Source organism: Mesorhizobium montanum, from assembly GCF_033977145.1.
GTDB classification, from domain to species: Bacteria; Pseudomonadota; Alphaproteobacteria; order Rhizobiales; family Rhizobiaceae; genus Mesorhizobium; species Mesorhizobium montanum.
Genome location: NZ_JAVIJF010000005.1, coordinates 215,302 through 229,452 on the forward strand (window position 1 = coordinate 215,302; position 14,151 = coordinate 229,452).

General features: G+C 63.7%; 13 protein-coding genes. 4 read left to right on the top strand and 9 right to left on the bottom strand.

The window, feature by feature from the left end; all coding sequences use genetic code 11:
* Positions 1-270: 270 nt before the first annotated feature.
* Positions 271-2,916: an aminopeptidase N gene (gene pepN, locus RFM68_RS08890; protein WP_320232353.1), complete on the bottom strand. Its 2,646-nt coding sequence runs from the start codon at positions 2,914-2,916 to the stop codon at positions 271-273.
* A 214-nt stretch (positions 2,917-3,130) separates the two neighbouring features.
* On the opposite strand from pepN, the gene RFM68_RS08895 reads away from it, so the two are divergent.
* Positions 3,131-4,078, top strand: coding sequence for a DMT family transporter (locus RFM68_RS08895; protein WP_320232354.1), 948 nt, complete (start codon positions 3,131-3,133; stop codon positions 4,076-4,078).
* Positions 4,079-4,081: 3 nt separating this feature from the next.
* On the opposite strand, the gene RFM68_RS08900 is transcribed toward RFM68_RS08895, so the two are convergent.
* From RFM68_RS08900 to RFM68_RS08910, 3 genes are all read right to left on the bottom strand, one after another.
* Positions 4,082-4,894 carry a helix-turn-helix domain-containing protein gene (locus RFM68_RS08900; RefSeq protein ID WP_320232355.1) on the bottom strand — a complete coding sequence of 271 codons (813 nt, stop codon included), beginning with the start codon at positions 4,892-4,894 and terminating at the stop codon, positions 4,082-4,084.
* Positions 4,895-4,926: 32 nt separating this feature from the next.
* On the bottom strand, positions 4,927-5,862 hold the full coding sequence (locus tag RFM68_RS08905; RefSeq protein WP_320232356.1) for a uracil-DNA glycosylase: 936 nt from the start codon (positions 5,860-5,862) through the stop codon (positions 4,927-4,929).
* Positions 5,863-5,933: 71 nt separating this feature from the next.
* Positions 5,934-6,572, bottom strand: a complete 639-nt coding sequence (locus RFM68_RS08910) for a hypothetical protein (protein ID WP_320232357.1) — start codon at positions 6,570-6,572, stop codon at positions 5,934-5,936.
* 250 nt (positions 6,573-6,822) lie between these two features.
* On the opposite strand from RFM68_RS08910, the gene RFM68_RS08915 reads away from it, so the two are divergent.
* Together RFM68_RS08915 and RFM68_RS08920 are read left to right on the top strand one after the other, a co-directional pair.
* On the top strand, positions 6,823-8,502 hold the full coding sequence (locus RFM68_RS08915; RefSeq protein WP_320232358.1) for an electron transfer flavoprotein-ubiquinone oxidoreductase: 1,680 nt from the start codon (positions 6,823-6,825) through the stop codon (positions 8,500-8,502).
* Between the two features lie 66 nt (positions 8,503-8,568).
* Positions 8,569-9,162: a DUF922 domain-containing protein gene (locus RFM68_RS08920; protein WP_320232360.1), complete on the top strand. Its 594-nt coding sequence runs from the start codon at positions 8,569-8,571 to the stop codon at positions 9,160-9,162.
* A 117-nt stretch (positions 9,163-9,279) separates the two neighbouring features.
* Here the strand turns inward: RFM68_RS08920 and RFM68_RS08925 are convergent, their stop codons facing one another.
* The 5 genes from RFM68_RS08925 to RFM68_RS08945 form a co-directional block, all read right to left on the bottom strand.
* Positions 9,280-10,290: an endonuclease/exonuclease/phosphatase family protein gene (locus RFM68_RS08925; RefSeq protein ID WP_320232361.1), complete on the bottom strand. Its 1,011-nt coding sequence runs from the start codon at positions 10,288-10,290 to the stop codon at positions 9,280-9,282.
* A gap of 229 nt (positions 10,291-10,519) precedes the next feature.
* Positions 10,520-11,977 (bottom strand): AMP nucleosidase, encoded by a 1,458-nt coding sequence (locus tag RFM68_RS08930; RefSeq protein WP_320232362.1) that lies wholly within the window; start codon positions 11,975-11,977, stop codon positions 10,520-10,522.
* A 181-nt stretch (positions 11,978-12,158) separates the two neighbouring features.
* The gene (locus RFM68_RS08935; protein WP_320232363.1) at positions 12,159-12,362 is read right to left on the bottom strand and encodes a hypothetical protein; all 204 of its coding nucleotides are present in this window, start codon (positions 12,360-12,362) and stop codon (positions 12,159-12,161) included.
* 66 nt (positions 12,363-12,428) lie between these two features.
* Entirely contained in the window at positions 12,429-12,563 is a 135-nt protein-coding gene (locus RFM68_RS08940; RefSeq protein ID WP_320232364.1) for a hypothetical protein, read from the bottom strand.
* A gap of 199 nt (positions 12,564-12,762) precedes the next feature.
* The gene (locus tag RFM68_RS08945; RefSeq protein ID WP_320232365.1) at positions 12,763-13,104 is read right to left on the bottom strand and encodes a DUF2147 domain-containing protein; all 342 of its coding nucleotides are present in this window, start codon (positions 13,102-13,104) and stop codon (positions 12,763-12,765) included.
* 435 nt (positions 13,105-13,539) lie between these two features.
* Here RFM68_RS08945 and RFM68_RS08950 point away from each other — a divergent pair, with 435 nt between their 5' ends.
* Entirely contained in the window at positions 13,540-13,806 is a 267-nt protein-coding gene (locus tag RFM68_RS08950; RefSeq protein WP_320232366.1) for an SEL1-like repeat protein, read from the top strand.
* The last annotated feature ends 345 nt before the right edge of the window (positions 13,807-14,151 follow it).

Here is a 14,151-nt window from a genome sequence, read left to right on the forward strand (position 1 = left end):
ACTTGATGATCCGGCTACGCCGCACGCCCGAATCGCCACTAAAGAATCAAAGGTGATTCGCCTTGTCCAGAGGCGCGGGCGAAAAAGGTTAAAAGTTGATTGAAATTTGCCGTTTTCCCTTCTCCCCTTGTGGGAGAAGGTGGATCGGCGCGGTAGCGCCGAGACGGATGAGTGGTGCTCCATCGGAATGAGACATGGGTGTTCCCTGGAACCCTCCTCATCCGTCGCCTTCGGCGACACCTTCTCCCACAAGGGGAGAAGGAGAGGGCATCACACCAGCGTCCGTTCTACGATATCGCGCAGATCGGCCGACAGGTTCTCGGCCTTCGCCATATCGAGCAGCGCCTGCTTGGCCTTGGCCTGCCGTCCAGGCTCCAGCGAACGCCAGGACCTGAGCGCTGTTGCCAGCCGCGCCGCCACTTGCGGGTTGCGCTTTTCGACCTCCAGCACCGTCTCGGCGAAGAAGCGGTAGCCTTCGCCGTCGGCGCGATGGAAGCCGGTCTGGTTGGCGCTGGAAAAGGTGCCGATCAGTGAACGCACCCGGTTCGGATTGGCAATCGAGAAGGCCGGGTGGCGCATGAGCTCGCGCACTCTCTCGACGGTCTTGGCACCGGGCACGCCGGCCTGGATCTGGAACCATTTGTCGAGCACCAGCGCGTCGCCGCGATAACGGGTCTCGAAGGCGGCCAGCGCCTCTTCGGCTTCGGCCGTGCCCGCATGGCGATGCGCCAGAACGGCAAGCGCCGCGGCGCGGTCCGTCATGTTGGTGGCGGCATTAAAGTGGCGCGTGGCGAGGTCCGCGCCGCCCGGCAGCAGCGATAGATAGTCCAGCAGGATATTGCGCAGGGCTCTGCGCCCGGCGCTCGCCGCGTCCGGGCTGAACGGCCCCTTGTCGGCGAGGCTGTCATAGAGCGCTGAGAAGGCCTCGCGGTTTGCCTCGGCGATCGCCCGCGCCAGCGCCTCGCGCGCGGCAAAGATGGCGTCGGGGTCGATGCCCTTGCCGATGTCGCGGGCAATGTCGGCTTCGCCGGGCAGCGACAGCGCCAGCGCCCGGTAGGCCGGCTCCAGCATCTCGTCGCCGGCGATCCTGCCGGCAAGCCCGGCGAGCCGCGCCGCGAAGACCGGCTCCCTGCCGCCGAGGATATGGCGGAAGGCCGCGATCAGCGCGTCGGTCAGCAGCGTGTTGAACGCCTGCCAGCGCGAGAAGGCGTCGCTGTCATGCGCCGCGAGGAAGAACTGGTCGTCGGCCTTCTGCTGCACCGAAAGCGTGATCGGCGCCGAGAAGCCGCGGTTGAGCGACACCGAAGGCCGTTCCGAAACGCCCGAAAAGCGCACCGTGTGCCGGCGCTTGCGGATATGGATGACGCCGTCATCCACCGTTGCGCCCTCGACCGCGTCCCAGGCGACGGGCTTGCCGTCGGCACCGACCAGGCCGAAGGCTAAAGGGATATGCATCAGCCGCTTGCGGCTTTCGGACGGCGTCGGCGGCACCGACTGCTCGATCTCCAGCGTGAATTCCTTGGCCGCCGCATTGTGCGCGGAGCTCACTGTCAGGTTCGGCGTGCCGGCCTGGTGATACCAGAGCGCGAATTGCGCCAGGTCCCGCCCGGAGACGTCTTCGAACACTTTGAGGAAATCCTCGATCGTCGCGGCCTCGCCGTCATGCCTCTCGAAATAGAGGTCCATGCCGGCGCGGAAGGTTTCCGCTCCAAGGATGGTGCGGATCATGCGCACCACTTCCGAGCCCTTTTCGTAGACTGTCGCCGTATAGAAATTGTTGATCTCGCGGTAGCGCCGCGGCCTGACCGGATGCGCCAGCGGCCCCTGGTCTTCCGGGAACTGATGCGCGCGCAGCGTGCGTACCTCGGCGATGCGCTTCACCGCCCGCGAGCGCTGGTCAGCGGAGAACTCATGGTCGCGGTAAACCGTCAAACCTTCCTTCAGGCAGAGCTGGAACCAGTCGCGGCAAGTGATTCTGTTGCCAGTCCAATTGTGGAAATATTCATGCGCGATGATCGCCTCGATATTGACGAAGTCGGCATCCGTCGCGGTCTCCTCGTCGGCCAGCACATATTTGTCGTTGAAGACGTTGAGGCCCTTGTTCTCCATCGCGCCCATGTTGAAGTCCGACACGGCGACGATGTTGAAGACGTCGAGGTCGTATTCGCGGCCGAAGGCTTCCTCGTCCCATTTCATCGAGCGCTTCAGCGCGTCCATCGCGTAACCGGCAAGCCGCTCCTTGCCCGGCTCGACATAAATGCCGAGTTCGACTTCCCGGCCGGACATTGTGGTGAAGCTGCCCGCCACCTTGCCGAGCGCGCCCGCCACCAGCGCGAAGAGGTAGGAGGGTTTGGGGAAGGGGTCGTGCCAGACCGCGTAATGCCGGCCGTTGGCGAGCGCGCCACGGTCGACGGGATTGCCGTTTGAGAGCAGCAGCGGCGCCTCGTTGTGCGGGGCCTCGATGCGCACGGTGTAGACCGAGAGGATATCGGGACGGTCAAGGAAATAGGTGATGCGGCGAAAGCCCTCGGCCTCGCATTGCGTGCAATAGACGTTGTTGGAGCGATAGAGGCCCATCAGCGCCTCGTTGCGCGAAGGCGCGATCTCCGTCTCCAGGCGAAGCTCGAAGCGCTGCGCCGCCGGCGGCTTCAGGATCGTCAGCCGGTCCGGTGTCGCCTCGTAGTCGCCGGCCGCGAGCGCTTGCCCGTCGACGACAACGCCAAGCAGCGTCAGCCCGTCGCCTTCGAGCACCAGCGGCGCGGAAACGGCGACGCCCTCGCGGCGCTCGATGGTGAGCAGCGCCGTGACATGGGTAGCGTCCGGCGACAGGCGGAAGTCGAGGCTGGTCCTCGGGATGAGATAGTCGCTGGGGCGATAGTCTTCGAGCTTGAACACATGGCCGGTATCTGTGCGCATTCCCTATGCTTTTCCTGTCGATTTGGGTCGGCCAGCGGGCTTGGCTGGTCCAAGAATATTGAGGTGCGCGCTCTTTACACGAAACGGCCACTCGACAAAACTGCGGGATAGGGTGTGTTTCGCAATTCCGGATGGAAAACCGTTTCACACTTTTCCCGGAATTGCTCTTAGGCTATTTCGCGGCTTCGTTTTCCGACCATCCTTGCGAGGCAAGATGACCGTCGATCATGCGGTCGGCCACAACACGCTGCGCGGCATTACGCTGAAGATCGTCTCGGTGACGGTCTTCGTCGGCATGCAGACCTGCATCAAGGCGGCCGGCGACGTGCCCGCCGGGCAGATCGTCTTCTTCCGCTCCTTCTTCGCCATCTTCCCGATTATCGCCTTCCTGGCCTTCAAGGGAGAGCTCGCCAGCGCATTCACGACCAAGCGGCCGTTCAACCACATCGCGCGCGGTCTGGTCGGCGTCGGTGCCATGGGGCTCGGCTTCTTCGCGCTGACCAGGCTGCCGCTGCCGGAAGCGATCACGCTGAACTACGCCCAGCCGCTGCTGGTCGTGGTGTTCTCCTCGGTCTTTCTCGGCGAGACGATCCGCGTCTATCGCTGGAGCGCGGTTGCCGTCGGTCTTGCGGGCGTACTGATCATCTCCTGGCCGGAACTGACGCTGCTCAATTCCGATGAAGGCCTAAACGACCAGGAGGCGTTGGGAGTCATGGCGGCGTTGATCGCCGCGGCAATCTCGGCGGTCGCCATGCTGCTGGTGCGCAATCTCGTGCAGACCGAGAAGACGGCCACCATCGTGCTGTGGTTCTCCTCGACGGCTTCGGTGCTGTCGCTCTTCACGCTGCCCTTCGGCTGGCAGGCGCTGTCGCCGATGCAGGCGGCGCTGCTCGTTTTCGCAGGCTTCTGCGGCGGGCTCGGCCAGATCCTGATGACGGCGGCCTATCGCCATGCCGAAGCCTCGGTCGTGGCGCCGTTCGAATACACCTCGATGATCCTCGGCGTCGTCGTCGGTTTTTTCGTCTTCGGCGACGTGACCTCGTTCAACACGCTTGCCGGCGGCGTGATCGTCGTCGCCGCCGGCATCTTCATCATCTGGCGTGAGCGGCGGCTGGGTTTGGAGCGCACGCGCACCAGGACGGCTGCGCCGCCACAGGGGTAACGACTACGAGCCAGCCGACCGCTCTTTCGCCAACCGCACCAGCACCGCCCGCGTCTGCTCATCGGCCGGAAAAAAGGATTCGATCGCCAGCTCCGACAGGGTGACGTCGAGCGGCGTGCCGAACACGGTGATCGTGCTGATGAAGGAAAGCACGGCATCGCCATGCGCGAGCCGCAGCGGATGGACGATGCCGCTCGGCTCGACCGGTGCCGGCCGGCTGCTCTTCAGCCCGGACGGATAGGTGCGCAGCTCGCGCTCCAGTTCGATCAGCACCGGATCGCCGGTCGCGTCGTTCTGGCGCTTCAACCGTTCGATGAGATGTGCCCGCCACTCCGCCAGATTGACGATGCGCGGCGCCACGCCGCCCGGATGCAGGCTGAGCCTGAGCACATTGACCGGCGGCGCGAGCAGGGACGGCTCGGAAATATCGGCAAGGAACGGGGCGGTCGCGGTATTGGCTGAAACCAGGTTCCAGTGCCGGTCGACAGCCAGGGCAGGAAAGGGTTCGTGGCCCTTGAGCATGGTCTCGACCGCGGCCATCGCTGGCGCAAGCGTTGCGTCGGTAAGCGACTTTTCGCTGAAACTCGGCGCGAAGCCCGCGGCGAGCAAGAGCTGGTTGCGCTGCCGCAGCGGAATCGAAAGCTGCTCGGCCAGATGCAGCACCATGTCCCGCGAAGGTTGGGCGCGCCCGTTTTCGACGAAGGAAAGATGCCGCTGCGAGATATCGGCTTCCATGGCGAGGTCGAGTTGGCTCATGCGCCGCCGCGCGCGCCATTCGCGGATCAGGCCGCCGGCGGAGATGTCGGATGTGGTCATGGGAGCAGGATTAGGCGGGCGAGGGGCGCAATTCAATTACCTCGGAGGTTATGGCTCACCCAATCCTTCAGTTTCGCCTTCACTTCAAGAAAATCCCGCCACGCCAGCTTCTTGTGCGCAGGCGACCTCAATAGATAAGCCGGATGCAGCGTCGGCATCGCCGGAATGGCTATGCCCGAGGCCGTCGTGTGCACCCGCCAGTTGCCGCGCAGCCTGAGAATGCCCTCGGTCGTGTTGAGCAGCGTCTTGGCCGACGGGCCGCCGAGATTGACCAGCACTTTTGGATTGACCAGCTCGATCTGTCTTTCGATGAAGGGCCGGCAGATCTCAGTCTCATGCGGCGTCGGCGTGCGGTTACCCGGCGGCCGCCACGGGATGACATTGGCGATATAGGCCGAGCTGCGGTCGAGGCCGATCGCGGCGAGCATGCGGTCGAGCAGCCGGCCGGAGCGGCCGACAAAGGGCAGGCCTTCGAGGTCCTCGTCGCGGCCCGGCGCCTCGCCGACCAGCATCAGATCGGCGTTGGGATTGCCGTCGGCGAACACCAGGTTCTTGGCGGTGAATTTGAGATTGCAGCCGTCGAAGGCGGCCATGTGCCGGCGCAGTTCATCGAGCGTCGTCGCGCGGGCGGCAAGCTGCCTGGCCGCGGCGGCCTGTGCCTCGTCGGGAACGGCCGCGGCCGCCGGCATCCGCGCGGGTGCGTCCGGAATATTGCTCGCGTCGAGACCGGATGATGGTGTTGGCCGCTCAGGTGGCTTGACCTGCCCCAGAGCTTGCTCGGGCGCCGGTCGGCTCTCGGGCCTGGGGTCGCGGCGTGGCGCGGCTGGTGCCCGTTCGGCCGGCCTCGCAGCCGGTTCGGCGAACCGGTTGATCGGCGTATCCTCAAGCGCATCGTCGACGCCGGCGCTGGCATAGAAGGCGAGCAGCTCGGCGATCTCGGCTGGGGTGCTAGGGGAGGCGGCAGTCATGGCGTCACCATCGTCCGCGCGGCGCCGATTTGCAAGGTTGGCGACGGATATCTCCCTCTCGAGGGGCGAGATTACCCCGTCGGAATTCGCGGATCCTGCACGATGTAAAACGTCCAGCGCGGCGTGTAATCGGTGACGAGGAAATCGAAGGTCGCCGTCTTCAGCGGGTCGACCTTGCCGTTCCTGAACAGCAACTGGTCGTAAGGTTCGAACTTACGCTCGAAATCGGCGAAATTGCTCGACCAGATGTTGTCCGGTATCTTGTTGCGCTGGTCGAAGGACAGGCCATCGCCGAACACGCTCGGCTGGTCGAGGATCTCCTGCAGCTCGAACTGGAACTCCACCCAGGGCAGGGCGCTGTTGTTGAGCACGTCGATGCGCATATACATCACCCCATTGGCGACCTCGCCGGCCCTGCCGAAGGGCTCGATCGGCTTGGTCGCGCGGATGGTCAGCGTCACCGGCGTCGCCGTGTTCAGCTCCTCCTTGATGACCAGCGGGTCGTCCTTGGTCCCGATGCCGGAAGCGCCGGTGATGCGGAAGCCGCCCAGTTCGTCGGAAAAGGAATAAGCGCCGGTCGCCCACACCTTCACCGGATCGGCATGTGCCGGCGCGATCAAAAAGAGGAGCAGAAGAACCGCGCGCCAGGCCGTGCCTGGCGTGAAGAGTAAGCGCTTCAATGGAAAGCCGTGGGGCTCAGGCGTGCGCATGGGTCAAGTATTGCCGATAACCAAGCCGTCGAACAATTAAAAACACGCGGACGCGGCGTGGCCCTCCAACCGATTGCCCCTGGTCTATGCTTGGCTCAAGCCGCGCCATCGCTTGTTTCGCATGGAAAACCGCGACTTTTTGTCGAAATAGGCGTTGTCACGTCAGCGCCGGTTTCGCGTCGCGAATTGATGCGCTATGCAGCGCGTGAGCCAGCAGAATGCGAAAACGTGGCGAGCCAGTGAGGGGTCGATGAGCGAAATCGAACGCGAGAGCATGGAATTTGATGTGGTTATCGTCGGCGCTGGCCCCGCCGGCCTTGCCGCCGCGATCCGGCTGAAGCAGCTCAACCCGGACCTGTCAGTCGTCGTGCTGGAGAAGGGCGGCGAGGTTGGCGCTCATATCCTGTCCGGCGCCGTCGTCGACCCGATCGGCATCGACCGCCTGCTGCCCGGCTGGCGCGAGGAGGAGGGTCATCCGTTCAAGACACCGGTGACGGCGGACCATTTCCTGGTGCTGGGTCCGGCCGGCTCGTTCCGCCTGCCCAACTTCCTGATGCCGCCGCTGATGAACAATCACGGCAATTACATCGTCTCGCTCGGCAATGTCTGCCGCTGGCTGGCAACCAAGGCGGAAGCGCTGGGCGTCGAGATCTATCCGGGCTTTGCCGCGGCGAACCTCGTCTACAACGACGCCGGCGCCGTCACCGGCGTCATCACTGGCGACATGGGCGTCGAGAAGGACGGCACGCATGGCCCGGCTTACGCGCCCGGCATGGCGCTGATGGGCAAATATGTGTTGATCGGGGAGGGCGCGCGCGGCTCCTTGGCCAAGCAGCTTATCGCGAAGTACCAGCTTGCCGACGGTCGCGAGCCGGGCAAATTCGGCATCGGCCTCAAGGAACTGTGGCAAGTCAAGCCCGAGAACCACAAGCCCGGTCTGGTGCAGCACTCGTTCGGCTGGCCGCTCGACATGAAGACCGGCGGCGGCTCCTTCCTCTACCATCTCGAAGACAATCAGGTGGCGGTCGGCTTCGTCGTCCACCTGAACTACAAGAACCCCTATCTCGCGCCCTTCGAGGAGTTCCAGCGCTTCAAGACGCATCCGGCGATCAAAGGTAGCTTCGAAGGCGCCAAGCGCATCGGCTATGGCGCGCGCGCCATCACCGAAGGCGGCTGGCAGTCGGTGCCGAAGCTTTCCTTCCCGGGCGGCGTACTGATGGGCTGCGCTGCCGGCTTCGTCAACGTGCCGCGCATCAAGGGCTCGCACAATGCGGTGCTCTCCGGCATGCTGGCGGCCGAGCATGTGGCCGAGGCGATCGCCGCCGGCCGCGCCAATGACGAGATCGCTTCCTATGAGGACGCCTGGCGCGGCACTGACATCGGCAAGGACCTGAAGAAGGTGCGCAACGTCAAGCCGCTCTGGTCGCGCTTCGGCACCATCGTCGGCGTCGGCATCGGCGGCCTCGACATGTGGCTGAACACGCTGTTCGGCTTCTCGCCCTTCGGCACGCTGAAGCATGGCAAGGCCGACTATGCGACGCTCGAGCCGGCGGCCAAGCACAGTAAGATCGCCTATCCGAAGCCGGATGGCGTGCTGACCTTCGACCGGCTCTCCTCGGTGTTCCTCTCCAACACCAACCATGAGGAAAACGAGCCGGTGCATCTGATCGTCGGCGACATGGCGCTGCAGCAGCGTTCCGAGCACGATGTCTTCGCCGGTCCCTCGACCCGCTACTGTCCGGCCGGCGTTTATGAGTGGGTGGACAAGGACGGCAACGCCGCCGCCGATCCGTCGGCCAAGGACGTGCGCTTCGTCATCAATGCGCAGAACTGCGTCCACTGCAAGACCTGCGACATCAAGGACCCGAACCGGAACATCAACTGGGTCCCGCCACAAGGTGGCGAAGGCCCGGTCTACCAGGGCATGTGAGTCGTCAAGACCGTTGAAGCCGCGCGCCGAGTATGATCTGCTTCGCCTTCGAACAAGGAGGCGGACATGTGGCCGACCAGCCTGGCGATATTAGCTGCTGCCGGCGTGCTCTTTTGCGGAGCCGCTTCCGCCGGCACCAAGCTGACCGTACATGTGCGCACCTATGATGTCGCCGGCAGGACCGGCGCGGAACTGATCGAAGCGATGGATGGCCTGGGGCCGCGGCATGGCCACGCCACGCGCGCCATCGCCGAGACCGGCTACACTGTGCATTGGCAACTCGATGTGAAGCGCGACAACGGCATCTGCCGGCTGCGCCAGGCGGACGGCACGATCGACCTGACCTACACGTTTCCACGCCGCACGTCCCCGTCCAGCCCGGCCCTGAGCAGGCGCTGGGACCGTTTCATGGCCGGCGTGCGCCAGCATGAGCACACCCACGGCCGCATCGCCAAGCAGATGATGCGGGCGACGGAGACGGCGCTTGCCGGGCTTGAGCTGCAGGACAATTGGTTCTGCACCGGCCTCCGCTGGGACGCCAGGCGCCGCATCGACACGATCTATGCCGATTACGAGGCGAAGCAGAACGCCTTCGATGTGAGCGAGCATCGCGACGGCGGCCACGTCGAGCATCTGGTCATGGCTTTGATCAAGCCTTAGAGCAATTCCAAGAAAAGTGTGAGCGGTTTTCTGTCCGGAATTGCGTCAAAAAAGAGATAGAGCGGTTCGCCGTTTCCATGAAACGGTGAAACGCTCTAGCGAGACCCAGCGAGCGTGTCAGACTCGCGGCTTCTCCGGCGCATCGTTCGCCGCCAGAGCCGACTCATGCTCGTCCTCGGGCGCGCTGCTGTCCGGCCGCAGAGTGAACTCGACCAGCACCGGCAGATGGTCGGAGCCGGTATCCTCCAGCCGGGTCGACGACAGGATTGTCACCCCGCCCTTGCTGAACACCTGGTCGATCGGCAGGCCCGCATAGCGGCGCAGGAAGTCGGGCAGCGTACGGTGGATCCAGGTCGGGCCAGCCGACGGCATCAGCGTCATGCCGCTGAGCCGCGCCACCCGTCGCACCGCAGCGCTCCACGGCACGGCATTGCAATCGCCGGCCATGATAGCGGTTTCGCCAAGCGCGGCCAGCGGCTCCGCCAGTTCGCCGATCTGCCAGTACTGCTCCTTCGGCCACGGCCAACTCAGATGGATCGCGGCGACGTCGACGGGAATGCCGCCGAAATCGATGGTGGCGGTCGCCATCGCGCCGCGCGGCTCGCAACGCGGCGCGATGCCGGCGGCGAACGGGCGGCGCGACAGCAGCGCGACGCCGAATATGCCGTTGGGATAGTCGCAAAGGATGCGATAGGGGTAGGCGCTGGCAATATAACCGAGCTCGGTCGCCCACATCCCGGACACCTCGTCGAGCGTGATGACGTCGGGATTGGTCCGTCCGATCAGAGCCAGCACCTTCTTGGGCGTCGGGTTGTTGAAGCGCAGGTTCATCTGCAACAGGCTGTAGACGATCCGGTCGGCCGGCTTTGCGACCGCCTGTTGCGGCGCAAATCTGGGTAGCGCGCTCATCGTCGTGGCGAAGCAGGCAATGGCGAAGACCAGTGCCGCGACCGCTTGCAGCCGGTAGGAGCTGGCAAGCAGCGACAGCGCCAGCAATGCCGTCAGCACGCTCAGATGCATGCGGAAATGCGAGAAGGAATCGAACGCCGGATGCAGCGCGCCGAAGAGCCCGGCCACGAGCGCGGCCGAGAATGCCATCATCGCCAGGAATGTCAGCTGAGCCATCATGCTCAAGCGCGCACCGCCCGTTGTCATCTGCTCCGACCGCCCCGGACATTTCACCGTTTCACGGAAACGGCGAAATGTCCTGTCTCCTTGTTCTGACGCAATCCCGGACGAAAAACTGCTTCGCACTTTTCCTGAAATTGCTTCAGGCTATCCGTTCGGACCGCTTATCGGGCAAATTGCGGCCCAAGCAAGACGACCGATTGCCTCGCCGTCGCTGGCCAGCGCGCGCCTACTGAAATGCCGTCTCGGAAAAACTTCTGAGCTTGCGCGAATGCAACCGCTCCATCGGCATCTCGGCAAGCTTCTCCATCGCCTTGATGCCGATGGTGAGATGCTGCGCCACCTGCCGTTTGTAGAACTCGGTCGCCATGCCGGGCAGCTTCAGTTCGCCATGCAGCGGCTTGTCGGAGACGCATAGCAGCGTCCCGTACGGCACACGGAAGCGGAAGCCGTTGGCGGCGATGGTGGCCGATTCCATGTCGAGCGCGATGGCGCGCGACTGCGACAGGCGCTGCACCGGTCCGCGCTGGTCGCGCAGTTCCCAGTTGCGGTTGTCGATGGTGGCGACGGTGCCGGTGCGCATGATGCGCTTCAGATCATAGCCGGAAAGCCCGGTCACTTCGGCGACCGCCTCCTGCAGCGCCACCTGGATCTCGGCCAGCGGCGGGATCGGCACCCAGACCGGCAGGTCGTCGTCCAGTACATGATCCTCGCGCACATAGGCGTGCGCCAGCACATAGTCGCCCAGCGCCTGCGTGTTGCGCAGGCCCGCGCAATGGCCGAGCATCACCCAGGCGTGCGGCCTCAGCACCGCGATATGGTCGGTGATGGTCTTGGCGTTGGAGGGACCGACGCCGATATTGACCATGGTGATGCCGCCATGGCCGGGCTTCTTCAGGTGATAGGCCGGCATCTGCGGCAGGCGCGGCGGCGGCGTGCCTTCAGAGGCCGCGGCCCCGGTTCTGGTCACGACATTGCCGGGTTCGACGAACTCGACATAGCCGCTGTCGCCATTGGCCATCAATTCGCGGGCGCGCGCCACGAACTCGTCGATGTAGAACTGGTAGTTGGTGAACAGCACGAAGTTCTGGAAATGCTGCGGGCTGGTCGCCGTGTAATGCGTCATGCGGTGCAGCGAATAATCGATGCGCTGCGCGGTGAACGGGGCGAGCGGCCGCGGCTCGCCGAACGCCACCTCGAAGGTGCCGTTGGCGATCTGGTCGTCGGTGCCGTCGAGATCCGGTACATCGAACAGGTCGCGGATCGGCCGCTTGATGCGCTCGGCGGCGGCGCCATCGACATAGGTGCCTTCCAGGAAGGCGAAATGCAGAGGGATCGGCGTCGTCGATTCCGAAACGGTCACCGTCACGCCGTGATTGCGCATGATGAGGCGAAGCTGCTCGATGAGATAGTTCTCGAACAGTTGCGGCTGCGTGATCGTGGTGGCGAAATGGCCGGGTGTCGGCATATGGCCATAGGCCTGGCGCGAGTCGACCTGGCTGAACGAGGTCGTGGTGACGCCGATCTGCGGATAGAAGGCCCGGTAACGCTTGCTCTCGTCGCCGCCAGCGGCAAGCGTGGTGAAGGAATCGCGCAGGAATTTGGTATTGCGGTCGTAGAGCGCCTGCAGCGCCGCGACGGCCTTTTTGGCGTCGTGGAAATCCTGCTTGCCGAAAGGTTCCGGCATGACGACCGATTCGATGGCTTGGGGATAGATTCGCTTTTCCATGGCTCAATATAGAGACTCAGGAGAGCGCTTGGGAGGGGGCGGCGGTGTCGCGAGGGCCGACGGCGTCGATTTTCTTCAGATGTGTTTAAAGCGGGTTCGGATTACAGACGGCCGGCCCGAGAACTTCCGGCCCGACAACCTATAGAGCTTGCCCGCGCTGCAGGCTGACCAGCAGCACAAAGCCGACGCTCCTGTTCTTGTGCGCCGGCGCTTCGATCCGGTGGCCGGTGTCGGCGCGCATCATCGGCACCGCCAGAACCGGGGCGGCGAGCAGCATGAGGATGAGCGTCGCCCGCGGCAGCAGCCGAAGGGTCTTTGTTGCGATGGCGGCGATGCGGTTCATTTGGTGGTGTCCCCCGTTGTTCACTTGATTGCTCTCCAGCTTGGTCGTTTCAGCGCTTGATTTGGTTCACTGAGCCGAGAATGAAGCCACGGGCCGTTCCCACGAGCGAGCGGGATGGCCGGCCTCCGCCACCAGAATGGCAAAGAGCATGCCGAACAGGCTCATCAACAGGCAGACGATGGTGAAGCGACGCGCAAGCATTTCTCTCTCCTTCAATGCGGGAGAGAATGCCGGAATGCCTCTGAACCGGTTCTGAGACCGGTATTCATCTGCGGTTCAAATTGATTGACGAGTTCTTTGAACAGGTGCCCGCGGCGCAGGCCCGGTCCGGCGGAGCGCTGCCGCTACAAAAGAAAACGGGGCCGCTCGGGCCCCGCTTCGGATGGTCTGGAATTGGCGATCAGAGCTTGTGCCAGGTCTGGCTCTTGCAGATCAGGCCGCCGAGCACGCAGCCGCTCATCTTAAGCGAGGTGCCGGAGAGCGTCGCCTTGCCGGAATAGGTCCTGTCGTTCGCCGGGTCGGTGATGTTGCCGGCATATTTGTTGTCGCCGGTCGCTTTCAGCGAGCCGATCGTCTTGCCGGCATATTTGCCGCTCTTGAGCGTGATGGAGAAGGAACTGCTGCCGCCGATCGCCGCGGTGTCGCCGGCCTGCGTCTTCCAATTGCCCTCGATCGGGTCGGCCCATGCCGTGCCCGCCACGATCAAGGTGGCCGCCAAGGCCAGGCTTACTTTTCGAAACATGTCTGTCCTCCCAGTAGGTTCCGGCGGGGCTCCGATCCGCCCGTCTGCCCCTTACGCAAAGGTAAAGCTAATCCAGCTCCCGCCAAAACAAAAGCGGTGCCGCCACGGAAGGTTGCAGGGATTTTCGCCGCGCGGACGACTGAAAATAAACGCGACCGGAAAAACGCTTCGGTTTCCGTGGTTAGCGAAGTCTTGATTCCGCTCGCGGCAATTTTCATCGAATTTGACGCAAAATGGCTGAAACGCTGGATTCCCATGCTTAACGAATTTTCGCGTTTACCTCTTGTTTTAGCTTTGTTTTCCTCAAATTAAGCAAGCCATTTAACGACGGATTCAAGGCCAGCCGTCATTCTCGAAAGCATCGAAAGAGCAGCCCGCCCCAAGGGACACCAAGGGAAAAGGAGGCAGCTCTCGGGAGCCAGACAGGGGATTGAGATGGCACGTTTTGAAATGCAGGAAGACGGCTTCGGCGCCATGGGGGCAACTGCCCAGGCCGACATTCTTTTCGAACTGGGCATGATGTATGCGACCGGCCGCGATTGCGAGACCGACGTCATTGCCGCCCACAAATGGTTCAACATCGCCGCGATCAAGGGCTCGGCCCGCGCCGCCGAACTGCGCTCGGAACTGTCGGCCACGATGTCGAAGATCGAGATCGCCAGGGCGCTGCGCGAAGCGCGCGAATGGATGACGATGCACTGATGCTGCACGCGTAGCTCTCAGGGATTCGTTGGGACAAGGCCGCAAAAAGACGGCCGGTTCACAAAACCAAGAACGCGGCAGGCCAACAGCTCAAAGCCGCGCTACAAAACAGGGAAGCGAGCGGGTTTCAGGCGCGGGGGCGTCTAGGGAGCTCGACTGCAAAAGCCGCGACCGACCGAAACAAGGTCGGCGCGGCTTTTTGCATTATGCGCGGTAATCACGCAGGCGTGTGGCCCAAGAAATCCTCGCCGGAATGAACCAAAACCGGCCTCACTGTCCTCTCGACAGTTTCTGCGAAGGGTGAAATTGTCCCGGCTCTGTGGAAGAAGCGCGGCCGGAACGGCC

Coding starts and splice junctions, on each gene's coding strand:
- pepN (WP_320232353.1), bottom strand. CDS start 2,916: ATGCGCACAGATACCGGCCATGTGTTCAAGCTCGAAGACTATCGCCCC.
- RFM68_RS08895 (WP_320232354.1), top strand. CDS start 3,131: ATGACCGTCGATCATGCGGTCGGCCACAACACGCTGCGCGGCATTACG.
- RFM68_RS08935 (WP_320232363.1), bottom strand. CDS start 12,362: ATGAACCGCATCGCCGCCATCGCAACAAAGACCCTTCGGCTGCTGCCG.
- RFM68_RS08940 (WP_320232364.1), bottom strand. CDS start 12,563: ATGCTTGCGCGTCGCTTCACCATCGTCTGCCTGTTGATGAGCCTGTTC.
- RFM68_RS08900 (WP_320232355.1), bottom strand. CDS start 4,894: ATGACCACATCCGACATCTCCGCCGGCGGCCTGATCCGCGAATGGCGC.
- RFM68_RS08915 (WP_320232358.1), top strand. CDS start 6,823: ATGAGCGAAATCGAACGCGAGAGCATGGAATTTGATGTGGTTATCGTC.
- RFM68_RS08945 (WP_320232365.1), bottom strand. CDS start 13,104: ATGTTTCGAAAAGTAAGCCTGGCCTTGGCGGCCACCTTGATCGTGGCG.
- RFM68_RS08905 (WP_320232356.1), bottom strand. CDS start 5,862: ATGACTGCCGCCTCCCCTAGCACCCCAGCCGAGATCGCCGAGCTGCTC.
- RFM68_RS08910 (WP_320232357.1), bottom strand. CDS start 6,572: ATGCGCACGCCTGAGCCCCACGGCTTTCCATTGAAGCGCTTACTCTTC.
- RFM68_RS08920 (WP_320232360.1), top strand. CDS start 8,569: ATGTGGCCGACCAGCCTGGCGATATTAGCTGCTGCCGGCGTGCTCTTT.
- RFM68_RS08930 (WP_320232362.1), bottom strand. CDS start 11,977: ATGCCGGAACCTTTCGGCAAGCAGGATTTCCACGACGCCAAAAAGGCC.
- RFM68_RS08950 (WP_320232366.1), top strand. CDS start 13,540: ATGGCACGTTTTGAAATGCAGGAAGACGGCTTCGGCGCCATGGGGGCA.
- RFM68_RS08925 (WP_320232361.1), bottom strand. CDS start 10,290: ATGATGGCTCAGCTGACATTCCTGGCGATGATGGCATTCTCGGCCGCG.